Below are 24,457 nucleotides of genomic sequence, written 5' to 3'. Positions count from 1 at the left end.
CGGCCCTCAGCCCGGCGGCGGGTCGCCGTCGGGTGCGTACACCAGCAGATCGCCCGGCTGGCACTGCAGGTACTCGCAGATCTTCTCCAGCGTCTCGAAGCGCACGCCCTTGACCTTGCCCTGCTTGAGCAGGGACATGTTGGCCTCGGTGATGCCGACGAATTCGGCCAGGTCGCGCGACTTGACCTTGCGCCTCGCCAGCATCACGTCCAGCTGCACTGTGATGGGCATCAGACGAAACCCTCGTTCTCTTCGGCCAGCGTCTGCCCCTGGGCGATCACCGCGGCCATCAGCCACACCAGGCCGGCGAAGAACAGCGTGAACACCAGGTCCGAGCCGATGCCCACCGAGAGGTGGCGCTGGCCGGGCGGGTTGTTCAGGGTCAGCAGCACCGAGGTGGCGCTGCCTGCCAGCATGGACGCCAGCGCCGCCCAGGCCACCCAGCCCGCAAAGCGGCCGAGCAGCGCGGTGGCCTGCAGCGTGAACACCTGGCCCTGCGCAAACATGCCGAAGCAGCGCCGCGCCTGCCACACCCCCGCCAGCAGCAGGCCCAGCGGCAGCGCCATGACCGCGGCCCCCGCGATGCGCTGCCACACCGCCAGCGGTGCAGCGATGGCCTGCGCAGGCAGGTTGGCGTGGGCCGCCAGCTGGGCCTCGCTGGCCGTGGCCCAGTAGACCACCAGGGCCAGCGGCAGGGCGACCAGCAGCGCCCAGCAGGCGGCCACCATCCAGCGGCTGATGCGGCGCACGCGCTGCGAGGACGGGGGAACGGGATGGGATTCAGCCGTGTTCATGGGTCGCTTTTGTTCAGAGGGGTTTGACTTGCTTTATTGTTTTATGATAATTTTTTACCGATCAACAATGAAAGTCAAGCCCATGTCACACCCTGCCCCCCTTCTGCTGCGCCGCAGCCTGCTGCTCGCCGCCGCCGCGCTGGCGGCCTGCGGCGGCATTCCGCTCACCTCCCTGCCCCGGCTGGCCCAGCTGTCCGGGCAGCTGCTGGAGGCCGACCCGGCGCAGTTCATGGTGGCGCTGCAGGTGGACGCGCGCGTGGTGCCGCCGCCCGGTGCGGTGCCGCTGCTGCACATCCAACTCAAGCCCAAGGTCGAAGGGGCGTTTGCACCGGTGGACAGGAAACTGCCCCTGGCCCTCACCACCGCCACCAGCGCCACGCTGGGCCTGGACGCGCCCGGCCCGGGCCGCCGCTGGCTGGTCTACAGCCTGCCGCCGGCCACGCAGGCCGAACTGAAGAAGGTGCAGGCGACGGTGAAGCAGGCCCAGGCGCAGCCGGGCTACCAGCGCGGCGGCACGCTGGCCCTGGGCGTGGAGCAGAAGGACCTGGCCGTCACCGACCCGGCGCTGGCGCGCACCAAGTGGTCAACCTGGATGCAGGTGAAGCAGAGCGAGGGCTTCTTCGAGGTCTGGAACGGCACGCCCGAAGAGATCAGGAAGCTGGCCGAGGTGAAGCGCTGACGAACCCGGTGCCGAGAGGCAGCACCCGCCCCTCACTTCACCTGCTGCTTGTCGAGCTTGCGCGCCAGCGTGCGGCGGTGCATGCCCAGGCGGCGCGCGGTCTCGGAAATGTTGAAGCCGGTTTCGGCCAGCACCTGGTGGATGCGCTCCCACTCCAGGGTCTTGATCGAACTGGGCCGGCTGGTCAGCGCGACCTCGGTCGTGCCTTCGGAGCGGCCGAACGCCGCCTCGATGTCGTCGGTGTTGGAGGGCTTGGCCAGGTAGTGGCAGGCGCCGAGCTTGATGGCCTCCACCGCGGTGGCGATGCTGGCGAAGCCGGTCAGCACCACGATGAGCATGCCGCCGTCGTGCGCCACCAGCGCGCGCACGCAGGCCAGGCCCGAGGCCTCGCCCTGCAGCTTGAGGTCCACCACCGCGCGGGTCGGCGCGTAGCCGCCGGCCAGCACCGTGGTGAGTTGGTCCAGGCTGGCGGCCACGCGCACCTCGTAGCCGCGGCGCTCGAAGGAGCGCGCCAGGGTGCGCGCAAAGGCCGCGTCGTCCTCGACGATGAGCAGGCGTTGCGCAGAAGCGGTGTCGTCAGATGCCATGGGGCGCGTCCTCGGCCAGGGTGATGGCGGCCAGCGGCAGCGTGATGCGGACCTGCGCCCCGCCCTCGGCAAGGTTGCCCACCACCACATCGCCGCCCAGCGTGCGTGCCACGTTGAATACCAGAAACAGGCCCAGCCCACCACCGGGATGGCCTTTGGTGCTCTGGTAGGGCTTGCCGATCTGCGGCAACAGCTGGGGCGCAAACCCCGGCCCCTGGTCCCAGACGGTGAGCACCAGTGCGTCGTCCTCGCGGCGGGCCTCGAACCACACCGCCTGGGGCGAGGCATCGGCCGCGTTGTCGAGCACGTTGCCGATCATCTGCTGGATGGCCGAGTCGGCCACCATGGGCAGGTCGCTGCCGAAGGCGTTGTGGTAATGCAGGCCGCTGCAGTTGCGCCGCTCGCACCAGGCCTGGACCACGCTGTCGAGGAAGGCGCAGACCGTGGTCTCGCTGGAGGATTCGCCGCGCGCCTCGCCCGCCGAGAGCAGGATGCCGCTGACGATGGCCTTGCAGCGCGCCACCTGGGCCTGCATCTCCGCCACGTCGTCCGCCAGCTCGGGCTCGGAGCTGAAGTGCGGCAGGTGCTGCCAGTCGCCCAGGATCACCGCCAGGGTGGACAGCGGCGTGCCCAGCTCGTGCGCCGCGCCCGAGGCCAGCAGGCCCATGCGCACCACGTGCTCCTCTTCGGCGGCGCGCTGGCGCAGCAGGGCCAGGCGGGTGTCGCGCTCGCGCAGGTTGTCCACGATGCGCGAGATGAAGACCACCAGCAGCACGGCGTTGAGCACGAAGCAGATCAGCATGCCCTGGGTGTAGGGGCTGGCCAGGCCCTGGTCGTGGTCCAGCGGCAGGGGCAGCGGCGGCGCCCACAGCGCCAGCCCCGCGAAGCACAGCGTGGTCACCCCCACCATGACCCAGGTCGCCCACACCGGCAGCAGCACCGCGCCCAGGATCACCTGCAGCAGGAACAGGAACACGAAGGGATTGGTGGCGCCGCCGCTGAGGTAGAGCAAGGCGGTGAGCGCGCCCACGTCCACCAGCAGGGTGAGCAGCAGCTCGGGGCCGGTCACGGGCCGCGGCGAGCGGCAGCGCAGCAGCGAGAGCAGGTTGAACACGCCGAGCCCCGCCAGCACCGCGTACATGACGTGCTCGGGGATCGGGATGTCCATGCCGTGGGCGACCACCGCCACCGTCGCGATCTGGCCGAACAGCGCCATCCAGCGCAGCTGGATCAGCTGCTGCAGGTTTTTCAGGCCAGCCGCCTGGTCCGGACCGACGGCCGCGAGCGACGGGGTAACGACATTCACCATGGGGCTTGCGGTGCCGACGAGAAACATCAGGAGGAGGCTCCGGATTGTCCGGGAAGCCGCCGCCGCGCACCGTCCCGCAGCACAAAGACCGTGGCGGCCACGGTCATCGCGGCCAGTGCGAACCAGGTCAGCGCGTACACGAGGTGGTTGTTGGAGAAGCGCAGCACGGTGAGCCCACCCACGGGCCCGTCGGGCGTGGCGCAGGGCGTGTCGGCACCGGCGTCGACAAAATACGGCGCCACCTTGGTGGGTGATTGGCCTGCGGCCGCAGACAGCGCCTGCACGTCGCGCGAGAACCAGCGCCCGGCGGCCGGGTCGTTGCGGCGCAGGAAGCCGCCGCCGGGTTCGGTGCGCCGCAGCAGGCCGGTGACCGTCGCCGGGCCGGTGCAGCGGGCGGCCTCGCGCGCGCCCTGCCACTGAGAAGCCGAGGGCACGAAGCCGCGGTTGACCCAGACCACGGAGCCATCAGCCATGCGCAGCGGCACCATCACCCAGAAGCCCGCGCCGCGCTCGGTGACGGCCTGCACCAGCTGTTCGGCGCCGTGCAGGAACTCGCCGCCGAGGCGCACGCGCCGGTACTCATCGGCTGCGGGGTCGGCCTGCAGCGCCGGCCAGGTGTCGGCGCCGGGCGCGGCCACGGGCTCGGCATGTGCGCGTGCCGCCACGCGGGCCACGAGATCGTTCTTCCAGGCCAGGCGCTGGACCTGCCAGGCGCCCAGCGCCAGGAACAGCCCGCACAGCAGCGCGCCCGCTCCGGCCAGCAGGGCGCGTCGCAGCGTCATGGGGTGCCGTGCGGCGCCGCGGCGGGCGGGTGGGCGGCGTGGCCGCCGTGCGCCGGCATCATGTTCTCGTTCATGTGGAACATGACCCAGAGCGTGCCGGCGATGGCGATGGCCACGAAGACCACGGTGAAGATGGTCGACAGCAGGGTCCAGCCGCCTTCGACCTTGCCGTTCATGTGCAGGAAACACACCATGTGCACCAGGATCTGGGCCACGGCGAAGGCGCCGAGCACCAGCACAGCCGTGGGCCGGTGGGTGATGACGCCGGCCATGACCAGCCAGAACGGAATGGCGGTGAGGACGATCGACAGCACGAAACCGACCATGTAGCCCGAGAAGCTGCTGTGCGGGCCGTCGTCGTGGTGGTCGTCACCGTGATCGCCGTGATGACCGTCGTGGTGGATTGCAGTGTCGTGCGCGCTCATCACAGCACTCCCATCAGGTAGACAAAGGTGAAGACGCCGATCCAGACGACGTCCAGGAAGTGCCAGAACATCGAGAGGCACATCAGGCGGCGCTTGTTCTCGCGCGTCAGGCCGTGCTGGGCGATCTGGATCATCAGCACCACCAGCCAGATCGAGCCGAAGGTGACGTGCAGGCCGTGGGTGCCGACCAGCGTGAAGAAGGCCGACATGGCGGCGCTGCTCTGCGGCGTGGCGCCTTCGTGGATCAGGTGCGCGAACTCGTACAGCTCCACGCCCAGGAAGCACAGGCCGAACACGCCGGTGACGGCCAGCCAGCCCAGCGTGCCGCCGACCTTGCCCTGCTGCTTTTGCAGCATGGCGAAGCCGAAGGTGATGGACGAGAGCAGCAGGAAGGCGGTGTTGATGGCCACCAGCTTGAGGTCGAACAGCTCGGCGCCACCGGGGCCGCCCGCATAGCTGCGGCCGAGCACGCCGTAGGTCGCGAACAGCGCCGCGAAGATGAGGCAGTCGCTCATCAGGTAGAGCCAGAAGCCCAGCGCGGTGCCGTTCTCGGGGTGCGGCTCGCGGTCGAGGTGGTAGGCGCGCGTGGCGCCGGGGGTGAGGGCGATGTCAGACATGGCGGGCCAGCAGTTGGGTGCGTGCGTGTTCGGTGGCGGTCACTTCGGACGCGGGGATGTGGTAGTCGCGCTGGTAGTTGAAGGTGTGCACGATGGCCGCGAGCACGATGGCCGCGAACGAGGCGATGGCCAGCGGCCACATGTGCCAGATCAGCGAGAAACCCCAGACCAGCGAGAGCGCCGACAGCACCACACCGGCACCGGTGTTCAGCGGCATGTGGATGGCCTTGAAGCCGGACAGCGGGCGCTGGTAGCCGTGCTTCTTCATGTCGGCCCAGGCGTCGATGTCGTGCACCACCGGGGTGAAGGCGAAGTTGTACTGGGGCGGGGGCGACGAGGTGGCCCACTCCAGCGTGCGGCCATTCCACGGGTCGCCGGTGTGGTCGCGCAGCTGCTCGCGCCGGAAGAAGCTGACGGCGATGCAGACCAGGAAGCTGGCGATGCCGATGGCCACCAGCACGGCGCCGAACAGGGCGATCTGGAACCAGATCTGCAGCGACGGGTCCTCGAAGTGGCTGACGCGGCGCGTCACGCCCATCAGGCCCAGCACGTACAGCGGCGTGAAGGCGAACCAGTAGCCGGCCAGCCAGAACCAGAAGGACACGCGGCCCCAGAAGTCGTCGAGCCGGAAGCCGAAGGCCTTGGGGAACCAGTACACCATGCCGGCGAACAGGCCGAACACCACGCCGCCGATGATCACGTTGTGGAAGTGCGCGATCAGGAACAGCGAGTTGTGCAGCACGAAGTCGGCCGAGGGCACGGCCAGCAGCACGCCGGTCATGCCGCCGACGACGAAGGTCACCATGAAGCCCACGGTCCACAGCATCGGCACCTCGAAGCGGATGCGGCCGCGGTACATGGTGAACAGCCAGTTGAAAATCTTCGCGCCCGTGGGGATCGAGATGATCATGGTGGTGATCCCGAAGAACGAGTTCACGCTGGCGCCCGAGCCCATGGTGAAGAAGTGGTGCAGCCACACCAGGTAGGACAGGATGGTGATGCAGACCGTGGCGTAGACCATCGACGTGTAGCCGAACAGGCGCTTGCCGCTGAAGGTGGCGACCACCTCGGAGAAGACGCCGAACACCGGCAGGATCAGGATGTAGACCTCGGGGTGGCCCCAGATCCAGATCAGGTTCACGTAGAGCATGGGGTTGCCACCCAGCTCGTTGGTGAAGAAGTTGGTGCCGACGTAGCGGTCCAGGCTCATCAGCACCAGCGCGGCGGTGAGGATGGGGAAGGACGCGACGATCAGCGCGTTGGTGCACAGCGCGGTCCAGGTGAAGACCGGCATGCGCATCAGGCCCATGCCCGGTGCGCGCATCTTCACGATGGTCACCAGCAGGTTGATGCCCGAGAGCGTGGTGCCCACCCCGGCGATCTGCAGCGACCAGATGTAGTAGTCCAGCCCCACGCCGGGGTTCTGCGCGCCGAGGTTGGACAGCGCCAGCCAGCCCGAGGTGGAGAACTCGCCCAGGAACAGCGAGACCATCACCAGTACCGCGCCGGCGGTGGTCATCCAGAAGCTGAAGTTGTTGAGGAACGGGAAGGCGACGTCGCGCGCGCCGATCTGCAGCGGCACCAGGTAGTTCATCAGCCCGGTGACCAGCGGCATGGCCACGAAGAAGATCATGATCACGCCGTGGGCGGTGAAGATCTGGTCGTAGTGGTGCGGCGGCAGGTAGCCCAGGTTGTCGCCGAAGGCCATGGCCTGGTGCAGGCGCATCATGATCGCGTCGGCGAAGCCGCGCAGCAGCATCACCAGGCCCAGGATCATGTACATGATGCCGATCTTCTTGTGGTCGATGCTGCAGAACCAGTCGCGCCACAGTGGGCCCCACAGGCGGAATTTCGTCAGCAGGACGAGCACGCCCAGGCCGCCGAGCACCACGGCCACGAAGGTCCACAGCAGGATGGGCTCGTGCGTCATCGGGATCGAGTCCCAGGTCAGGCGCCCCAGCAGCCAGTGGTTGGAAACGGAAGAAGGATCAGCGGACATGGTGGTGTCTTGGGTGAACGGGTCGGTCGGTGCTCAGGGGCGGGCGGTGAACGTGGGCAGCGTGTCGTCGGCGGAGCAGATCTCCTGCGCGGCGGCGGCTTCGAGGGCGCGGGCGCTGCGGTGGGCGCGGTTGCGCGAGGCGTCGAGCGCCATCACCTGGTGCATGCAGGTCTTGCCCTCTTCCACGCAGAGGCCCACCACGCGGTCGAACAGGCCGTCCTCGACCGACGAGAAGCGCTCCACCGGGTGGCGCTCGCTGGGCTTGGCGAGCGCCAGGTAGGCCTGGCGGGTCAGCGGCTGGCCCTCGGCCTTGGCCCTGGCCACCCACTGCTCGAAGTCCTGTTCGCTCAGGCCGTGGAAGCGGAAGTTCATGCCCGAGAAGCCGGCGCCGCTGTAGTGCGAGGACATGCCGCGGAACACGCCGGGCCTGTTGATGACGGCGTTCAGCTCGGTCTGCATGCCGGGCATGGTGTAGATCATGCCGGCCAGGTCGGGCACGTAGAACGCGTTCATGGTGGTGCTGGAGGTCAGCGTGAAGCGGATCGGGCGGTCCACCGGCGCGGCCAGCTCGTTGACGGTGGCGATGCCCTGCTCGGGCAGCACGAACAGCCACTTCCAGTCCAGCGACACCACCTGCACCTCCAGCGGCTTCACGTTCTCGGGCAGGGCCTTCTGCTCGGAGATGCGGTCCAGCGAGCGGTAGGGGTCGAGCTTGTGGGTGGTGATCCAGGTGATGGCCCCCAGCGCGATGATGATCACCAGCGGTGCGGCCCAGATCACCAGTTCCAGCTTGGTCGAGTGGTGCCAGTCGGGCGCGTAGTCGGTCTCGGCGTGCCGGCTGCCCTGGCGGTAGCGCCAGGCGAACCACAGGGTGAGCGCGATCACCGGCACGATGATCAGCAGCATCAGCAGGGTGGCGATCACGACCAGGTCGCCCTGCTGGGCGGCCACGTCACCGGCGGGGTTGAGCACGACCAGCTTGCTGCAGCCCGTCAGCAGGCTGGCGAGCAGGGGCAAGGCGGCGAGACGGAGGGGTGTGGTAGGGCGCATGCGGAGCAGGAGGGTTTCTCGACAAGCCGAACCGGGAAAACCCCAGTTGCGGAATCGGCGGGAATGTATCGGCTTTCCACCCCGTTTTCGATTGGACGTTTTGTCCTATGTCAATGCGCCGGACTTCGAGTCACGATATAGGGGTCGCTCAAAATCGGCTCTCCGGAATCCCCACATGCCCAGCCACAGCCTTGAAAAACCCGGCGCCGCGCCCCGCCAGCCCGCCGCCGCCCCGACCCACGAACACACCAGCCCGGGCGACATCGCCGTCGGCGTGGTGATCGGACGGACCTCGGAATACTTCGACTTTTTCGTCTTCGGCATCGCCTCGGTGCTGGTGTTCCCGGCGGTGTTCTTCCCGCACCTGAGCCGGCTGGACGGCACCCTGTTCGCCTTCGGCATCTTCGCGCTGGCCTTCGTCACCCGCCCCATCGGCACGGTGCTGTCGATGGCGGTGCAGCGCCGCTGGGGGCGCGCCACCAAGCTCACCCTCGCCCTCTTCCTGCTGGGCACCTGCACCGCCGGCATGGCCTTCCTGCCGGGCCACGCCAGCCTGGGCGCCGCCGCCATCGTGCTGCTGACCGTGCTGCGTCTGGGCCAGGGCCTGGCGCTGGGCGGCTCATGGGACGGCCTGCCCTCGCTGCTGGCGCTGAACGCACCCGCCAGCCGCCGCGGCTGGTACGCCATGCTCGGCCAGCTCGGTGCGCCACTGGGCTTCGTGCTGGCCGCCGGCCTGTTCGCCTACCTCACCAGCAGCCTGTCGCAGGAGGACTTCCTCAGCTGGGGCTGGCGCTATCCCTTCTTCGTGGCCTTCGCCATCAACGTGGTCGCGCTGTTCGCCCGCCTGCAGCTGGTGAGCGCGCATGAGGAGGAAGGCCTGCTGAACCGGCAGGAGTTCGAGCCCGTGTCCACCCGTGAACTGCTGGGCTCGCAGGGCCACAACGTGTTCATCGGCGCCTTCGCCGCGCTGGCCAGCTACGCCCTCTTCCACATCGTCACGGTGTTCCCGCTGTCGTGGATCCACATCTACGCCGGTCAGCCGGTGACTGGTTTCCTGGTGGTGCAGATCGTGGGCGCGTTTCTGTGCGCGGGCGCCATCGTCGCCTCGGGCTGGCTGGCCGACCGCTACGGCCGCCGCACGACCCTGGGCAGCCTGGCGGTGCTGATCGGCGTGTTCAGCGGCTTCGCGCCGATGCTGCTCAACGGGGGCGAAGTGGGCCAGGACCTGTTCATCCTGATCGGCTTCGTCCTGCTGGGCCTGTCCTACGGCCAGGCCTCGGGCACGGTCACGGCCAACTTCGCGCCGCGCTTCCGCTACACCGGTGCGGCGCTCACGTCCGACCTGGCCTGGCTGTTCGGCGCCGCCTTCGCACCGCTGGTGGCGCTGGGCCTGTCGGCCCACTTCGGACTCGCCTTCGTCAGCCTGTACCTGCTCTCGGGCGCAGCCTGCACGCTGGGCGCGCTGCGCCTGAACCGCGCGCTGGAATCGCGCGACTGAACCTCAGACCACCATGCCGGGGTTGCCCTGCATGCCCACCAGCTTGGGCGTGTTGATCTTGCGCGGCGCGATGGTCTTGTGGTTTTTGAAGTAGGCCTCCATCACATCCCAGATCGGCTCGCCCTTGGCGCCTTCGGCCACCGGTGCCCAGCCCGCCACCTTGTAGGTCTTGCTGGCTTCGATGGGCTTGCCATTGAGCACCATGTTGCTGATGCGCTTGCCCGAACCCGCATTCGGGTCGCAGGTATAGGCCAGACCACCCACGCGCACCATGTCGCCGCCCTGCTGGTAGTAGGGGTCGGGGTTGAACAGGTTGTCGCAGACGTCTTCCAGCACGGTCTTGATGGTCTCGCCGCTCATCTCGGTCAGCGTGCTGGTCGGGTAGGTGATGGCCACCTGGTCCATCATCAGTTCGCGCGTGATGGCCTGGCCCGGCAGGATGGTCGTGCCCCAGCGGAAGCCCGGCGAGAACGCCAGGTCGGCGCCCTTGACCTCCATCAGCGCGTCCACGATGAGCTGATCCCACGAGCCGTTGAAGTTGCCGCGGCGGTACAGCAGGCCTTCCGACACCGCCAGCGTCTCGTCGAGCTTGGCCTTGTAGGGCGCACGCACCTTGTCGATGTAGGCCTGCATCTCTTTGTCGGCCGGCAGCAGGTTGGCGAACACGGGCAGCAGCTTGTAGCGGAAGTCCTGCACCTTGCCACCGCGCACATCGAAGTCGAGCACGCCCAGGAACTTGCTGTTGGAGCCGGCGTTGGTCACCAGGGTCTGGCCCTTGGCGTTCTTGACCACCAGCGGCGCGGGCATGCCGTCGTGCGTGTGGCCGCCCAGGATGGCGTCGATGCCGGTCACGCGCGAGGCCATCTTGATGTCCACGTCCATGCCGTTGTGCGAGATGACGACCACGGCCTGCGCCCCCTTGGCGCGCACCTCGTCGACCATCTTCTGCATGTTCTCGTCCTGGATGCCGAACTCCCAGTTGGGCACCATGTAGCGCGGGTTGGCGATCGGGGTGTAGGGGAACGCCTGGCCGATCACAGCGACGGGCACGCCGTTCATTTCCTTGATGACGTAGGGCTTGAACACCGGGTCGCCGAAGTCGTTGGTCTTGACGTTCTGCGCCAGGAAGTCCAGCTGGCCGGCGAAGTCCTTCTCGATGATCTCCTTGACGCGCTGCTCGCCCAGGGTGAACTCCCAGTGCGGGCACATGGCGTTCACGCCCAGCAGCTTGCAGGCGTCGACCATGTCCTGGCCATTGGTCCACAGCGCGGTGGCACTGCCCTGCCAGGTGTCGCCGCCATCGAGCAGCATGGCGTGCGGACGGCTGGCCTTGAGCATCTTGACCAGGGTGGCCAGGTGCGCGAAACCGCCGACCTTGCCGTAGGTCTTCGCGGCCTTCTCGAAGTTGAGGTAGGTGAAGGCGTGCGCCTCGGCGGTGCCGGGGCGGATCTTGAAGTGCTTGAGCAGCGCCTCGCCCACGATGTGCGGCGGCCGGCCCACGGCGTCGGCCACGCCCAGGTTCACGTTGGGCTCGCGGAAGTGGATGGGCATGAGCTGCGCATGGCAGTCGGTGAAGTGCAGGAAGCTGACGTTGCCGAACTTCGGCAGGTCGTACAGCGCCTGTCCCGCGCCAGGCTTGGCGGCCAGCACGTCCTTGTGGTTCAGGGCCATGCCGCCCGCACTGGCGACGGCCAGCACCTGCATGAATTCACGACGGCTGAAGCTCATAAACATTCCTTCTCAATTGCACACTGATATTTGAGTCAAATTTTTTTGGCCGGAGGGCCCGCGCCGGCTTGCACCGGCGCGGGCCCGGCCGGTCACTGGTTGACCGGCGACTTGGGGTCCAGCAGCAGGGCCATCACGTCCTTGAGGTTCTTCTCGCTCAGGATGCCCTTGTGGCCGGCGCGCGGCATCTGCGAACACGCGTTGTAGGCGCGCGAGTTCCACAGCTTGCCCCAGGTGTATTCCACGATGGCCTTGGAGGCCGGCGCATCCGGATCGCTCACGCCCCGCAGCTTGCCGTAGTTGTAGAGGCTGGGGCCGAGGTTGCCGAAGGAGATTTCCTTCTTGTCCATCTGGTGGCAGTTGTAGCAGTTGCCGCCGTTGACGTCGGTGGCCTTGTCGGTCCAGGTCAGGCCGCGGCCGCTCTGGGCGATCTTCTCGCCCTCCTTCCAGTCTCCGATGAACTTGCCGTCGCTGGGCATCTTGATGGTCTTGAGCGCGTCGGCCTCAATGGCCTTGGCGGTCTTCTCGTCCAGCGGCTTGCCAGCCACGTCGGCGGCGCTGCACAGGCGGTTGGCTTCGTCCTGCTTGAGGTAGTCCAGCGTGGCGATGCCGTTGGGCTGGAACGAGGCTTTCACGACACTGGCGTGCACCTGGTCGTAGTCGGCACCGGCACCGCCGGTGGAACAGGCGCCCAGCGCCAGGACGGTCAGGGGGAACAGGGCGATGGCAAAGGTCTTTTTCATGGGTCGTCTCCTGCGGATCAGCGCTTGATGGCCGGCACGATGGACTCGGCGCCCTTGGCGTTCACACCCATGTACACCTGCAGCGCGATGGTGGCGTCGCTGCCGAACTTGGGCTCGGGGAAGCGCTGCTGGCGGTAGCAGTCGTTCAGGCGCTTCTGCATGGTCCACATCTGCGAGTTCGACACGCGGTAGGCCGGCCAGGCGGCCACCCCCACACCGTCGCCCGGGTTCTTGGTCAGGTTGGGCAGCTCCTGCAGGCGGATGCGGCCACCGTCGACGCCGTGGCAGGACGAGCAGGCAAAGTCGTGCGGGCCGCCGCGCTGGAAGAACAGGCGCTTGCCCACCTCGTACATGGTCTTTTCCTGGGCATGCGTTTGCGACAGATTGAACCGCTCGCCCTTGGACTGGGTCGCCACATAGGTGGTGATGGCCACCAGGTTGGCGCCCTCGCCTTTTCCGATCGAAGGCGCGGCCTTGTACAGCTCGGCCTCGCTGAGACCCTGCAGCGTGACCATGCAGTGGATCAGACGCGTCTCCAGGTCCATGACCTTGCCGGTGTCCTTGAAGTAGCGCGGCAGCTCGGTGAAGGCGCCCTTGAGCACACCGGGGCCCTTGCCCAGGTCGCATTGCTCCAGCGAGGCGTTCTTCGGCCCGCGCTTCTGCTTCCACAGTTCCTCACCCTTCATCTCGAAAAGTTCGGCCGGGTTGCCGTCCTGCAGCATCTCGCGGTATTTGTTGATGCCGTCCAGCGCGGCGTTGCCCTGGGCATGCACCGCACCCAGCGCGAAAACGCCACCCATCAGGAGGGCGGCATGGCGAGCGTCGAATTTCATGGGTGATCTCCTGTTGTTGTGAAAGGCAAAGGCACGGCAGGTTCAGCCGTCCAGGGTCACCGCGGAACCGGCTCCGCCGGGCCGCAGGTGACGCCCCCCTTGGGGGGTCGCGCGAAGCGCGGCGGGGGGTTAGGCGATCGCCGCTTCGTCGGTGCGCGAATCGCCCTTGTTGTCGACCCACTTCACCACGACCTTGTCGCCCTTGGCCGCGCCCTTGAACTTGAAGGACAGGAAGGGGTTCTGCGACACCGAGCCGCTGAACATGGCCTTGAGCACGGTCTTGCCGTTGTGGGTGGCTTCCAGGTCCTTGATGAAGTGGGCGGGAATGAGGGCGCCGGCCGCGTCTTTGCGGGTACCGGGTTCCATGGGGTGGGACATCAGCACGCGAACGGTGGTTTCGTCGCCGGCGAGGGCGGCACGGATGCGCATCGGATCAGCCATGATGGACTCCTGTCAATTCAATGAAATGGGGGAAGGTTCGGGAGGTTCGGGGCCGGTCAGCCGCCGCAGCCACCCAGGGTCACCTTGGTTTCCTTGGTGGCCGAGAAGAGCTTGCCGTCGGCCTTGACCACGGCGATCACGTTGGTGCTCTGGCCCATCTTCAGGCGGGTCTGCACGTCGGCGGCGGTGCCGGCCGGGATCATGAAGCCGCACGACAGCGGGGTCGGGTTCTTCTCGACGATCAGGTACATCTCGGTGGTGTTGGGCAGCTTGCTGGTGGCGCCCACGGGCACCACGGCGCCGTTCTCGGCGATGTCGGGCGACACCACCGACACCTGGTCGCTGGTGGCGGGCGTGCCACCGATGGCCTTGAGTGCGTCTTCCAGCGTCTTGACCTGGAAGCTGGCCTGGTCGACGGCGGCCTGGGCCTGGCTCTGGGTGACGATGCCCAGCGAGACCAGCGTGGCGAACGCGCCGGTGGACTTGAGGGCGGTGCGACGGGATTGGTTCATCTTGAACTCCTGGTGAAAAGAGGGATGGGAGATTATTTGTCGGGAGCGCCGGCCAGCACCCACTCGGCAAGCAGTTTCAGCTCGTCGTCCTTCAGGGCGGGCTGGGGCGGCATGGGCACCGCGCCGTACAGACCCGAACCGCCGGACTTGATGCGCGCGGCCACCACGGCCACGGCGTCGGCCTGGCCCTTGTGTTTGGCGGCCACTTCCTTGTAGGCAGGGCCGACCAGCTTCTTGTCGACCGCGTGGCAGGCCAGGCAAGCGCTCTTGGTGGCCAGGGCCTTGGCGGCGGCGGCGTCGACCGCAAAGGCGCCGGCACACGACAGCAGCGCGGCCGCCGACACGACGATTCGGGAAAGGTGCATGGTCATAGGGTAGTGGCTCCTTGTGATGGGAAGAATGGGGTTAACGAGTAAATCCGAATATTCAATCTGGCTTGTCCTTCACTCACTTCGCACCGGTGGCGATCCACTGCGCGATGGCCTTGGCGTCGTCGTCCTTGATCTGGGGCTGGGGCGGCATGGGCACCGCGCCCCACACCCCCGAACCACCGGACTTGATCTTGCCCACCAGGTAGGCCTCGGCATCGGCCCGGCCCTTGTGCTTGGCGGCGATCTCGTTGAAGCCGGGGCCGACGATCTTGTTCTTCACGCCGTGGCAGGCGGTGCAGGCGTTGGCCGCCAGCAGGCTGCTGACGTTCGTGCCCTTGCCGGCCGCCGGCGCGGCGGGTGCCACGGTGGCGGCCGCGGCAGCACCGATCAGCCCCTTGGGCGCGGGCTGGGTGGTGTCGGCGCCACGCACCGGACCGATCACGCGGTTCTGCTGCTGGATGTTGCCGTGCGCGTCGCGCGCGAAGTCGGGCAGGAAGGAATGCACCTTGGGGTCCACCGCGCAGTCCTTCATGCAGGCCACGTTCTTCACGTCGCCCTTGCCATTGACCTTCCACAGCGGCTCGTGGAACACCATGCCGTTGCGGTTGGGCATGCGCTGCTGCACCTCGGCGATGTTCTTGTCGCTCAATGTGAAGTCGGGCGGCACCACTTCGGCCAGGCTCAGCAGGTAGGCCGTGACGCCGTAGACCTCGTCGGGCTTGAGCGTCTTGGGGTTGTTCCAGGGCATCGCCCGGTTGATGTAGTCCCACAGCGTGGAGAGCGTGGCCACCTTCATGATGGTGGTCTTCTGCGGTGCGGTGCTCTTGGCACCTTCCACCAGCGCGGCCACGCGCCCGGTCTCGATGTCCTTCTTGGTGGTGCCGCCGATGATGGGCGTGAACACCTCGTTGGACTCGCCGAAGGCACCGTGGCAGGAGGCGCAGCGCGACTCCCACACGGTCTCGCCCAGGGACACGCTGCCGGCACCGGCCGGCAGGCCCTTGAAGTCGGGGCGCACGTCGATGTCCCAGGCCTTGACCTCGGCTGGCGTGGCGTCACGGCCCATGTTCGCCCAGGGTTTGTCCTGTGCAAACGCCGAAGCCGAAGCCAGACCCAAGGCGAGCGCAGCGACGCCGCGAGACAGGCCAAGAAAGCCGTCGAACCGGCTTTGCCGGGCGACAGGCTTTGCCCCCTTGAGGGGGGATGCGTTTACACGAAGTGAATAAGCGACGGGGGTGGGTTTCATTTAGTACACCTGCACGTTGGAGACTTCGCCGTTTTCACCGACCAGCCAGCTCTGGATCGCGTTCTGGTGGTAGACCGACCGTGTGCCGCGCACCGCGCGCAGCTGGTTGATCTTGGGCTGCACATAGCCCGTGCTGTCGATGGCGCGGGCCTGCAGGATGGCGGGCTTGCCATCCCACACCCAGTCGATGTTGAAACGCGTCAGCGCCTTGGGCAGCACCGGGCCTTCGATGCGCGCGGTGCGCCAGTTGCGGCCGCCGTCCACGCTCACATCCACGCGCTTGATCGTTCCGCGGCCCGACCAGGCCAGGCCGGTGACGTTGTAGTAGCCCTTGTCCAGCAGCGTCTGGCCGGCCGAGGGCGTGGTGATGACCGACTTGCACTCCTGGATGCCGGTGTACTGGCGGTGCGTGCCGTCGGGCATGTGGTCGATGTAGTGCACCGCCTCGTCCTTGGTCGCCCACTTCTGGTCGCCCACCTCGATGCGGCGCAGGTACTTCACCCAGCTCACGCCCTGGATGCCCGGCACCACCAGGCGCAACGGGTAGCCGTTCTCCGGCCGCAGCATCTCGCCGTTCATGCCCCAGGCCACGATGCAGTCGTCCATGGCGCGCTCGATGTCGATGGTGCGCGTCATGGACGAACCGTCGGCGCCTTCGGCCAGCACGTACTTGGCGGCCTTCTTGTCGTACCCGCACATCTCCAGCAGGGTGGACAGCAGCACACCGGTGAACTCCGAGCAGCTGACCATGCCGTGCGTGTACTGCACGGTGGGCACCGCCACGTTGCCCCACTCGGTCGCCGTGTTGGCACCGCACTCGATGAAATGGATGCGCGAGACGCTGGGCAGGCGCATCAGGTCGTCCATGGTGAACACGCGCTGACGCTTGACCAGACCGTTGACCATCAGGCGGTGCTTGGACGGGTCGATGTCCCACCAGCCCTGGTGGTGGCGCTCGAAGTGCAGGCCGCTGGGCGTGATGATGCCGAACAGGCCCTGCAGCGGCGTGAAGCTCACCGAGGCCTGGTCGACGCGGGTCAGGCCCGGGCTCTGGCGGCGGCGCAGGTTGGTTTCCCACTTGCTGGGCTGGCCGTAGCCCGGGTCCATGGCCACCGGCTGGCCCAGGCCCGTGCTGTGCTCGGGCAGCTTGAGGATGGCGTCCTCGCCCTCCGCACCGGCCGCCATCGCGCGGCTGGCCGCACCAACCGAGGCTGCGACGCCGGCGCCCATGGCCAGGGCATTGCCCATGAAGCGGCGGCGGGCCTTGCGCGCCTGTTCCAGCTTCTCGGCACTCAGGAAATTCTCGGGCGCGGGCAGCACGCGCCCGATCACGTCGTTCAGGTCTTTAGACACTGGTGGGTTCCTTCTCGTTGGCGGGGAATGGGCGGGGCGCCGCAACGACGCCCTGTCCGGGTGGGGACAACTCGGCGTCGGCGCGGGCCAGCATCTGCGTCGAGACCGTGCGGCAGAGTTCGATGTAGAGCGGGTCGGCCACGCGGTAGAACACCTGCGTGCCCTCGCGGCGGCGCGACAGCAGGCCGGCCTGGTACATCAGGCCCAGGTGGCGCGAGGCGTTGGCCTGGGCCAGCCCGGTTTCGCGGATCAGTCCGTTGACGCACTTCTCTTCCTGGCACAGGGCATGGAGGATGCGCAGGCGCGTGGGCTCGCCGAGCACGCTGAAGTAGCGCGCCACCGACTCGAACACCGACTGCATGCTGTCCACCTGGTCTGTCTCCGGAAGAATTTGATTTCAATCAATCAACTATATGATTGATTGCCTATATACAGATTAGTGTAAACCCGGATTCCTTCGGATCGCTGACAGACGGGACCTCCGACGCCCCGGCCAAAGGCCAACGCACTGACGACGCGCTGACAAAACCCCGCAAATTCGCTTTGATTTCTCTAGGGTTTTTACCGTTCAGGCAGGGTTTTTCCCGGTGCTAGCATCAAGCATCTAAATATGCGAAATCACTGATGCTTTGCCTGCCAGCCGAGGGGCTCTGCTACAGTTTTTGATCCCTTCCCCAACCCCAGTGGAGACAACGATGGTCAAGACAATGAAATGGCTGACGGCGGGCGCCCTGTGTGCCGCTGCCGTGGGAGCGCAGGCCCAGGTGAACCAGGTGCGCGTGTGGGCAGCCGCCTGCGCCAACTGCCATGGCACCGAGGGCCGTGCCCTGCAGGGCAACGAGCCGTTGGCGGGCAAGGACAAGGACGAGCTGTACCAGAAGCTGATGGACTTCAAGAGCGGCCGCAAGCCCGCGACCATCATGCACCAGCTGTCCAAGGGCTACTCCGACGAGCAGCTCAAGGACATCGCCGCCTACTTTGCCGCCCAGAAGAAATAAGGAGCCCACCATGCAACGTCGTCAATTTGTTCAGACCCTGGGCGCCGGTTCGGTCCTCGCGGGCATTGGTGGTCTTGCAGGCTGCGCCACGGGTGGCGGCTACGGCCCCAAGGTGGTGGTGGTCGGTGGCGGCTACGGCGGTGCCACCGCCGCCAAGTACGTGCGCATGTTCTCCGACTACGGCATCCAGGTGACCCTGGTCGAGCCCAACGCGGCCTTCGTCTCCTGCCCCATCTCCAACCTGGTGCTCCAGGGCAGCAAGACCATCGCCGACATCACCACGCCCTACGACAACCTGGAAAAGCGCCACGGTGTGAAGATCGTGCGCGACATGGTCACCAGCATCGACGCCGAGAAGCGCGTGGTGAAGCTGGCCGCCGGTGGCGAGCTGCCCTATGACCGCCTGATCCTCTCGCCCGGCATCGACTTCATGTGGGACACGGTGGCCGGCATGACCAAGCCCGGCGCGCAGGACAAGGTGCTGCACGCCTGGAAGGCCGGCCCGCAGACGGTGGCGCTGCGCAAGCAGCTCGAGGCCATGCCCGACGGCGGCGTGTACGCGCTGTCGATCCCGCTGGCCCCGTACCGCTGCCCGCCCGGCCCCTACGAGCGCGCCTGCATGGTGGCCAACTACTTCAAGAAGGCCAAGCCCAAGAGCAAGGTCGTGATCTTCGACGCCAACGACGACATCCAGTCCAAGAAGGGCCTGTTCATGAAGGCCTGGGACGAGCACTACAAGGGCATCATCGAGTACCGCCCCAAGCACAAGGTGGTCGAGGTCGACGCCTCCACCAACACCCTGAAGTTCGAGTTCAACGACGACTTCAAGGCCGCGGTGGCCAACGTGGTGCCCAACATGCGCGCCGGTGACATCGCCGTGCGCACCGGCCTGGCCACCGCCAACAACCGCTGGTGCGAGGTGGACTTCCTGACCTTCGAGTCGAAGGCGAAGAAGAACATCCATGTGCTGGGCGACGCGATCCAGATCGCCCCGGGCATGCCCAAGTCGGGCCATATGGCCAACCAGCATGGCAAGACCTGCGCCGCGGCCGTGGTCTCGCTGCTGCAGGGCAAGGAGCCGCCGCAGCTGCCGATCTACGCCAACACCTGCTACAGCTTCGTGACCGACGAGGACGTGGTGCACGTGGCCAGCGTGCACCGCTACGACGCCGAGAAGAAGACCATGCTGGCCGTGCCGGGCTCGGGCGGCGTGTCGTCCGCCGCGAGCGAACTCGAAGGCCGCTACGCGCACGCGTGGGCGCGCAACATCTGGGCCGACACCCTGGCCTGACGGACTCCCGCAGCGCCCCGGTGTCTCATCGGGGCGCTTTTTTTCGCAAACAAATATCAGTCAGAGGTTATGCAATGAAGGCCCACCGACTCACCCTGCTCGCTCTCTTGGCGCTGGCCGGCACCACCGCCTGGGCCCAGGCCGACGAGGCACGGGCCAAGAAGATCGCGGGCGGCTCCTGCTTCCTGTGCCATGGCGCGCAGGGCGAGTCGACCAGCGAGGTGTTTCCGCGCCTGGCCGGGCAGCACGCCGAATACATCACCAAGCAGCTCACCGCTTTCAAGAGCGGCGCGCGCAAGAGCACGGCCATGGTGGAGATGGTCAGCAAGCTCACACCGGACGAGATGGTGGCGTTGGGCAAGTACTACGAGAAGTTCGTGCTCCCGCGCGAAGAAGCCAAAGACCCGCAGCTCGCCGCGATGGGCCGCTACATCTTCCACAACGGCAACAAGTTCAGCGGCGTGCCGGCCTGCGTGAGCTGCCACGGCACCAACGCCGAGGGCGCTGCCAACCTGCCCCGCCTGGCGGGCCAGATCCCGGGCTACATCCACACACAGCTCAAGTCCTTCAACAAGCGCGAGCGCACCAACGACAACGCGGTGATGCACACGGTGGTGGAGAAGATGACGGAGCTGGAGATGGCGGCCGTGGCGGAATACGTCAGCAGCAAATAAAACGAACCCCCACGCTCCGCCGCTGCGCGGGTCGCTGCCCCCCGAGGGGGCGCGAATTCAGCTTGGGGCGGCCCGGCGCTGAATTCAAGCCTGCGTGGCCCTTCTTGAGAAAGCGCGCCGCACCACCGCGGCGCCCGCGCCGCTGCCGCTGTCGGGTGCCGTGGCCTGTGCGGTCGACACCGGCTGCGCGGGCGTGCACCGCAGCGCGTCGAAGGTGGCTTTCAGCTCCTTCTTCAGGGTCCTGAGCTGCGCCATGTGCGCGTCGATCTGCGCTATCTTGGCCTGCAGCTGCTGCTCGATCTCGGCGCGGCCGAAGGCGCCCTTCGCCACCTGCGGCAGGATGGCCCGGATCTCCGCCAGCGAGAACCCCAGCGCCTGTGCGCCCCGCACGAACCGCACGGCGGCGACATCGGCGTCGGTGTAGCTCCGGTAGCGGTTGGCCTGGCGCCGTGGCGCGCCGATGAGGCCTTGCTTCTCGTAGTAGCGGACGGTGTCGGTGGACACCCCGGCCGCCTGGGCGAACTGGCTGATGTTCATGGTGGCGCAGGCGCTGAAACCCTTGAAACGGGCGCTTGACATTGGAGCATGGACCAGACTTTACGCTCGGCCAATCCATCCATCAGGCCACGAAAAATGCTCCGATCCTTTCTGCACTTGTGCACGCTCCTCCTGCCGGTCGTCATGTCGGCCACGCTGCAGGCCCAGACCATTTCCCCGACGCCCGGCTCCCCGCCGAAGGTAGGCTTTGCCATCATCAAGACCTCGCAGGTGGCCGTGCCGCAGGCGCTGCTGGTGCCGGGCGGAGACATCACCCGGCAGGTGAACTCCAACTTCTCGGCGTTCCTGATCAAGCACCACGGCGACTACCTGCTGTTCGACACCGGCCTGGGCGAGCAGATCGATGCCCAGTACCAGCAGGGCATGCCGCTGTGGTGGCGGCCCTTCTTCACCTACGACAAGCCGGTGGTGAGCGCGCGCACGCAGCTGGACAGGGCCGGCATGCCGCCGCTGCAGCGCGTGATCCTGAGCCACAGCCACTGGGACCACGCCGGCGGCGTGCAGGACTTCCCGGAAGCGCGGATCGGCATTGCCGCGGCAGAGCGACCCCGGTTGCGCGCTCCGAGCACCGGCCCCGGAGGCACCTGGGCCTCGCAGGTCGGCGCGGACGCCATCCGGTGGGAGGAGCTGGCGTTCCAGCCCGTGCCGTTCATGGGCTATCCCGAAAGCCTCGACCTCTACCAGGACGGCACCGTGGTGCTGGTCCCGATGCCCGGCCACACCCCGGGCTCGCTGGGCCTCTTCGTCACCACCGATTCCGGCCGGCGGTATTTCTTCATCGGGGATGCGGCCTGGACCCTGGCGGCCTTGCGGCAGGGCGCACCCAAGTTCTGGGTGGCGGGAAAGCTGGTCGACGGGGACGCCCCGCAGACGCAGACCAGCCTGGACAAGGTCCGCGCGCTGATGCTGGCCGACCCGGATCTGGTCGTGATTCCGGCCCACGACAGCACCGTGCAGGACGCCCTGGGCTACTTCCCGGCCTGGGTCCGCTGAGCGGCGCTGGCACGCATGCGCCGGTACAGCCAGCCGGCGATGGCCAGGTTCAGCAGGTTCCAGGCGATGCCGTTGATGAAGGCGGCGTCGTAGCTGCCGGTCATGTCAAAGATCCAGCCCGAGAGCCAGCCACCCAGCGCCATGCCGATCAGGGTGGCCATGATCACCGCGCCAACCCGCGCGCCCACCTCCTGCAGCGCGAAGTGCTCGCGGATGATGATCGCGTAGGACGGCACGATGCCGCCCTGGAACAGGCCGAACAGGGCCGACACCACGTACAGCGGCACCATGCCGTCGAAGGGCAGGAACAGCAGCAGCGCCACGCCCTGCAGCGCCGAGCCCAGCAGCAGGGTGCGGATGCCGCCGATGCGGTCGCAGATGAAGCCCGAGACGAGGCGGCTGACGATGCCGCTGGCCAGCATCAGCGAGAGCATCTCGGCGCCGCGCGCGGCGCCGTAACCGAGGTCGGTGCAGTAGGCCACGATGTGCACCTGCGGCATCGACATCGCCACACAGCAGCCCACGCCCGCCACGCACAGCAGCCACTGCGCGCTGGACGGGCTCAGGCCGAAGGGGCGGCTGCGGTCGGCGGCTGGCGCGGCGCCCGCAGCGGCCACGGGCTGCGGCAGCGCCAGCGGTGGCCGCTGCCGCATCAGGCCCGAGAGCGCGAGCATGCCCAGGCCGCAGACCAGACCCATGATCGTGTACGTGGGGCGCCAGCCGATGGTCTCGATGCCGTGCTGCACCAGCGGCGGCCAGAGCGCGCCGGCGATGTAGTTGCCGCTGGCGCAGATCGCCACCGCGATGCCGCGGCGCCGGTTCCACCACTGCGAGGTGTCGGCCAGCAGCGGCGCGAAGGTGGAGGCACCGCCCAGCAGGCCGAGCAGGCCGTGCGCGAGACCGAAGGTCCAGATGCTGCCGGACTGCGCAGCCCAGAGAAAGCCGCCCGCCACCGCCAGCGCGCCCACCCAGAGCACCTTCATCAGGCCGTGCCGGTCGGCCATGCGGCCGGTCCAGATGCCGCCAATGCCCAGACACACCATCATGAAGGTGTAGGGCAGCGAGGCGCTGGCGCGGTCGATGCCGAACTCGGTCTGCACCGTGGGCAGCACCACCGACACCACGTACATGCTGCTGTTGCCCAGCACCACCAGGCCCAGCGCCACCAGCAGCCGCCAGGCGGCCTGGCGCGAATCGATGACGGAGGGGTCGGCGTGCAGGGGTCGGTTCATCCCCGCAATCTAACGCAGGCGCAGCACCACGCCCTGTCTCGATGGCAGCTCTTCGCGGGCAGCTCGGCCCGCGCAGGCAGCTCAGGCCACCTGCGCGGCCAGCTCGCCCTTGTCGTAGCGCTTCTGCATGGCTTCGAGGCTGTGCACCTTCGTGATCTTGCTGGCCATGCCGGCGGCACCGAAGGCTTCGTAGCGCGCCGCGCAGATCGCCTGCATGGCCTTGGTGGCTTCCTTGTAGAACTTGCGCGGGTCGAAGTTCTTCTTGTCTTCGGCCAAGTGACGCCGAATGGCGCCGGTGCTGGCCATGCGCAGGTCGGTGTCGATGTTGACCTTGCGCACGCCGTTCCTGATGCCTTCGACGATCTCTTCCACCGGCACGCCGTAGGTCTGGCCCATGTCGCCGCCGTACTGGTTGATGATCGCCAGCCAGTCTTCCGGCACGCTGGACGAGCCGTGCATCACCAGGTGCACGTTGGGGATGCGCTGGTGGATTTCCTTCACGCGGTCGATGCGCAGCACCTTGCCGCTGGGCTTGCTGGTGAACTTGTAGGCGCCGTGGCTGGTGCCGATGGCGATGGCCAGCGCGTCCACCTGGGTCTTGGTCACGAAGTCGGCGGCCTCGTCCGGGTCGGTCAGCAGCATGGAATGGTCCAGCTCGCCCTCGGCGCCGTGCCCATCCTCTTCACCGGCCTTGCCGGTTTCCAGCGAACCCAGGCAGCCCAGTTCGCCTTCCACCGACACGCCACAAGCGTGGGCCAGGTCCACCACCTGCTTGGTGGTGTTGACGTTGTATTCGTAGCTCGCGGGCGTCTTGCCGTCGGCCAGCAGGCTGCCGTCCATCATGACCGAGCTGAAACCCGACTGGATGGAGCGGAAGCACACGCCGGGCGTGGCGCCGTGGTCCTGGTGCATGCACACAGGGATGTGCGGGTACATCTCGATCGCGGCGGCGATCAGGTGGCGCAGGAAGGGCTCGCCCGCATAGGAGCGCGCACCGGCCGAGCCCTGCAGGATGACCGGGCTGTCCACCGCGGCGGCGGCCTGCATGATGGCCTGCACCTGCTCCATGTTGTTGACGTTGAACGCGGGCAGGCCGTAGCTGTTTTCAGCCGCGTGGTCGAGCAGCTGGCGAAGGGAAATGAGGGCCATGGGGTTGTCTCCGTGGGATTGAAAAACTCAGGGTTCAGCGCGCTTTGCCAGGATCTCGAACGCCGGCAGCGTCTTGCCTTCCAGCACTTCGAGGAAGGCGCCGCCGCCGGTGGAGATGTAGCCCACGTCCTTCTCGATGCCGTACTTGGCAATGGCGGCCAGCGTGTCGCCACCGCCGGCGATGCTGAAGGCACTCGATTCGGCGATCGCCTGAGCGATCACCCTGGTGCCGTTCTCGAAGGCCGCGAACTCGAACACGCCCACCGGGCCGTTCCAGACGATGGTGCCGGCCTGCTTGAGCTTCTGTGCCAGCTTGGCCGCCGTCTTGGGGCCGATGTCCAGGATCAGGTCGTCGTCGGCCACCTCGGTCGCGGCTTTCACCGTCGCGGGCGCATCGGCGGCGAAGGCCTTGGCACAGACCACGTCCTCGGGGATCGGCACCTCGGCGCCGCGCGCCTTCATGGCGGCGATCACGGCCGTGGCCTCGCCCAGCAGGTCGGGCTCGGCCAGGCTCTTGCCGATCTTCAGACCCGCGGCCAGCATGAAGGTGTTGGCGATGCCGCCGCCGACGATCAGGCCGTCGACGTTTTTCGCG

At 67.4% G+C, this 24,457-nt stretch carries 28 protein-coding genes; 6 read left to right on the top strand and 22 right to left on the bottom strand.

Annotated features, from left to right (window positions below; genetic code table 11):
* Nucleotides 1–6: 6 nt before the first annotated feature.
* Nucleotides 7–231 carry a helix-turn-helix domain-containing protein gene (locus HPS01S_RS00140; RefSeq protein ID WP_066149435.1) on the bottom strand — a complete coding sequence of 75 codons (225 nt, stop codon included), beginning with the start codon at nt 229–231 and terminating at the stop codon, nt 7–9.
* Nucleotides 231–794: a DUF2975 domain-containing protein gene (locus HPS01S_RS00135; RefSeq protein ID WP_084396916.1), complete on the bottom strand. Its 564-nt coding sequence runs from the start codon at nt 792–794 to the stop codon at nt 231–233. The genes HPS01S_RS00140 and HPS01S_RS00135 overlap by 1 nt, the downstream gene beginning before the upstream one ends.
* An 82-nt stretch (nt 795–876) precedes the next feature.
* Here HPS01S_RS00135 and HPS01S_RS00130 point away from each other — a divergent pair, with 82 nt between their 5' ends.
* Nucleotides 877–1,473, top strand: coding sequence for a hypothetical protein (locus HPS01S_RS00130; RefSeq protein ID WP_066149429.1), 597 nt, complete (start codon nt 877–879; stop codon nt 1,471–1,473).
* Nucleotides 1,474–1,505: 32 nt separating this feature from the next.
* On the opposite strand, the gene HPS01S_RS00125 is transcribed toward HPS01S_RS00130, so the two are convergent.
* Genes HPS01S_RS00125 through cyoA form a run of 7 tightly spaced genes read right to left on the bottom strand, consistent with a single transcriptional unit; the run spans nt 1,506 to nt 8,242 of the window.
* On the bottom strand, nt 1,506–2,060 hold the full coding sequence (locus HPS01S_RS00125) for a response regulator transcription factor (RefSeq protein WP_066149426.1): 555 nt from the start codon (nt 2,058–2,060) through the stop codon (nt 1,506–1,508).
* Nucleotides 2,050–3,369: an ATP-binding protein gene (locus tag HPS01S_RS00120; protein ID WP_174545226.1), complete on the bottom strand. Its 1,320-nt coding sequence runs from the start codon at nt 3,367–3,369 to the stop codon at nt 2,050–2,052. Before HPS01S_RS00120 ends, HPS01S_RS00125 begins: the two co-directional genes overlap by 11 nt.
* Before the next feature lie 26 nt (nt 3,370–3,395).
* Nucleotides 3,396–4,151, bottom strand: a complete 756-nt coding sequence (locus HPS01S_RS00115) for an SURF1 family protein (protein ID WP_066149420.1) — start codon at nt 4,149–4,151, stop codon at nt 3,396–3,398.
* Entirely contained in the window at nt 4,148–4,576 is a 429-nt protein-coding gene (gene cyoD, locus HPS01S_RS00110) for a cytochrome o ubiquinol oxidase subunit IV (protein WP_066149417.1), read from the bottom strand. Before cyoD ends, HPS01S_RS00115 begins: the two co-directional genes overlap by 4 nt.
* A complete protein-coding gene (gene cyoC, locus HPS01S_RS00105; RefSeq protein ID WP_066149414.1) occupies nt 4,576–5,193 on the bottom strand; it encodes a cytochrome o ubiquinol oxidase subunit III in 618 nt (205 codons plus the stop codon). Before cyoC ends, cyoD begins: the two co-directional genes overlap by 1 nt.
* A complete protein-coding gene (gene cyoB / locus HPS01S_RS00100) occupies nt 5,186–7,192 on the bottom strand; it encodes a cytochrome o ubiquinol oxidase subunit I (RefSeq protein WP_066149411.1) in 2,007 nt (668 codons plus the stop codon). Before cyoB ends, cyoC begins: the two co-directional genes overlap by 8 nt.
* Before the next feature lie 33 nt (nt 7,193–7,225).
* Complete coding sequence (gene cyoA, locus HPS01S_RS00095; protein ID WP_066149408.1) at nt 7,226–8,242, bottom strand: ubiquinol oxidase subunit II; 1,017 nt, start codon at nt 8,240–8,242, stop codon at nt 7,226–7,228.
* A 175-nt stretch (nt 8,243–8,417) separates the two neighbouring features.
* Here cyoA and HPS01S_RS00090 point away from each other — a divergent pair, with 175 nt between their 5' ends.
* A complete protein-coding gene (locus HPS01S_RS00090) occupies nt 8,418–9,740 on the top strand; it encodes an MFS transporter (RefSeq protein WP_066149405.1) in 1,323 nt (440 codons plus the stop codon).
* 3 nt (nt 9,741–9,743) lie between these two features.
* Here the strand turns inward: HPS01S_RS00090 and soxB are convergent, their stop codons facing one another.
* From soxB to HPS01S_RS00045, 9 genes are all read right to left on the bottom strand, one after another.
* The gene (soxB, locus tag HPS01S_RS00085) at nt 9,744–11,468 is read right to left on the bottom strand and encodes a thiosulfohydrolase SoxB (RefSeq protein ID WP_066149402.1); all 1,725 of its coding nucleotides are present in this window, start codon (nt 11,466–11,468) and stop codon (nt 9,744–9,746) included.
* Nucleotides 11,469–11,560: 92 nt separating this feature from the next.
* Nucleotides 11,561–12,211 carry a sulfur oxidation c-type cytochrome SoxX gene (gene soxX / locus HPS01S_RS00080; RefSeq protein WP_066149399.1) on the bottom strand — a complete coding sequence of 217 codons (651 nt, stop codon included), beginning with the start codon at nt 12,209–12,211 and terminating at the stop codon, nt 11,561–11,563.
* A 17-nt stretch (nt 12,212–12,228) separates the two neighbouring features.
* On the bottom strand, nt 12,229–13,044 hold the full coding sequence (soxA, locus tag HPS01S_RS00075; protein WP_079367097.1) for a sulfur oxidation c-type cytochrome SoxA: 816 nt from the start codon (nt 13,042–13,044) through the stop codon (nt 12,229–12,231).
* A gap of 129 nt (nt 13,045–13,173) precedes the next feature.
* Nucleotides 13,174–13,485, bottom strand: a complete 312-nt coding sequence (gene soxZ / locus HPS01S_RS00070; protein ID WP_079367098.1) for a thiosulfate oxidation carrier complex protein SoxZ — start codon at nt 13,483–13,485, stop codon at nt 13,174–13,176.
* A gap of 56 nt (nt 13,486–13,541) precedes the next feature.
* Nucleotides 13,542–13,997 (bottom strand): thiosulfate oxidation carrier protein SoxY, encoded by a 456-nt coding sequence (gene soxY / locus HPS01S_RS00065; protein ID WP_066149394.1) that lies wholly within the window; start codon nt 13,995–13,997, stop codon nt 13,542–13,544.
* Between the two features lie 32 nt (nt 13,998–14,029).
* Nucleotides 14,030–14,362 carry a c-type cytochrome gene (locus HPS01S_RS00060; protein WP_066150846.1) on the bottom strand — a complete coding sequence of 111 codons (333 nt, stop codon included), beginning with the start codon at nt 14,360–14,362 and terminating at the stop codon, nt 14,030–14,032.
* A gap of 82 nt (nt 14,363–14,444) precedes the next feature.
* Entirely contained in the window at nt 14,445–15,434 is a 990-nt protein-coding gene (locus tag HPS01S_RS00055) for a c-type cytochrome (protein WP_255284119.1), read from the bottom strand.
* Nucleotides 15,435–15,614: 180 nt separating this feature from the next.
* A complete protein-coding gene (gene soxC, locus HPS01S_RS00050) occupies nt 15,615–16,967 on the bottom strand; it encodes a sulfite dehydrogenase (RefSeq protein WP_066149391.1) in 1,353 nt (450 codons plus the stop codon).
* Nucleotides 16,960–17,328: an ArsR/SmtB family transcription factor gene (locus HPS01S_RS00045; protein ID WP_243721754.1), complete on the bottom strand. Its 369-nt coding sequence runs from the start codon at nt 17,326–17,328 to the stop codon at nt 16,960–16,962. The genes soxC and HPS01S_RS00045 overlap by 8 nt, the downstream gene beginning before the upstream one ends.
* 334 nt (nt 17,329–17,662) lie before the next feature.
* Between HPS01S_RS00045 and HPS01S_RS00040 the strand changes: the two genes are divergently transcribed.
* From HPS01S_RS00040 to HPS01S_RS00030, 3 genes are all read left to right on the top strand, one after another.
* Nucleotides 17,663–17,965 (top strand): c-type cytochrome, encoded by a 303-nt coding sequence (locus tag HPS01S_RS00040; protein ID WP_241559647.1) that lies wholly within the window; start codon nt 17,663–17,665, stop codon nt 17,963–17,965.
* Between the two features lie 10 nt (nt 17,966–17,975).
* Nucleotides 17,976–19,256: an NAD(P)/FAD-dependent oxidoreductase gene (locus tag HPS01S_RS00035; protein WP_066149388.1), complete on the top strand. Its 1,281-nt coding sequence runs from the start codon at nt 17,976–17,978 to the stop codon at nt 19,254–19,256.
* 74 nt (nt 19,257–19,330) lie between these two features.
* Complete coding sequence (locus tag HPS01S_RS00030) at nt 19,331–19,930, top strand: c-type cytochrome (RefSeq protein ID WP_066149385.1); 600 nt, start codon at nt 19,331–19,333, stop codon at nt 19,928–19,930.
* A gap of 84 nt (nt 19,931–20,014) precedes the next feature.
* On the opposite strand, the gene HPS01S_RS00025 is transcribed toward HPS01S_RS00030, so the two are convergent.
* Nucleotides 20,015–20,509, bottom strand: coding sequence for a MerR family transcriptional regulator (locus tag HPS01S_RS00025; RefSeq protein ID WP_066149382.1), 495 nt, complete (start codon nt 20,507–20,509; stop codon nt 20,015–20,017).
* Between the two features lie 75 nt (nt 20,510–20,584).
* Here HPS01S_RS00025 and HPS01S_RS00020 point away from each other — a divergent pair, with 75 nt between their 5' ends.
* Nucleotides 20,585–21,481, top strand: a complete 897-nt coding sequence (locus HPS01S_RS00020; protein WP_169803923.1) for an MBL fold metallo-hydrolase — start codon at nt 20,585–20,587, stop codon at nt 21,479–21,481.
* On the opposite strand, the gene HPS01S_RS00015 is transcribed toward HPS01S_RS00020, so the two are convergent.
* The 3 genes from HPS01S_RS00015 to pgk all read right to left on the bottom strand — a co-directional run.
* On the bottom strand, nt 21,457–22,713 hold the full coding sequence (locus tag HPS01S_RS00015; protein WP_066149376.1) for an MFS transporter: 1,257 nt from the start codon (nt 22,711–22,713) through the stop codon (nt 21,457–21,459). The genes HPS01S_RS00020 and HPS01S_RS00015 overlap by 25 nt on opposite strands.
* A gap of 81 nt (nt 22,714–22,794) precedes the next feature.
* Nucleotides 22,795–23,862 carry a class II fructose-bisphosphate aldolase gene (gene fba, locus HPS01S_RS00010; protein WP_066149373.1) on the bottom strand — a complete coding sequence of 356 codons (1,068 nt, stop codon included), beginning with the start codon at nt 23,860–23,862 and terminating at the stop codon, nt 22,795–22,797.
* A 27-nt stretch (nt 23,863–23,889) separates the two neighbouring features.
* A partial coding sequence (gene pgk / locus HPS01S_RS00005) for a phosphoglycerate kinase (protein ID WP_084396909.1) occupies nt 23,890–24,457 on the bottom strand: 568 nt, incomplete at its 5' end.

This window comes from Hydrogenophaga pseudoflava NBRC 102511, from assembly GCF_001592285.1.
GTDB classification, from domain to species: domain Bacteria; phylum Pseudomonadota; class Gammaproteobacteria; order Burkholderiales; family Burkholderiaceae_C; genus Hydrogenophaga; species Hydrogenophaga pseudoflava.
This window is presented reverse-complemented; position numbering and strand designations above follow the sequence as displayed.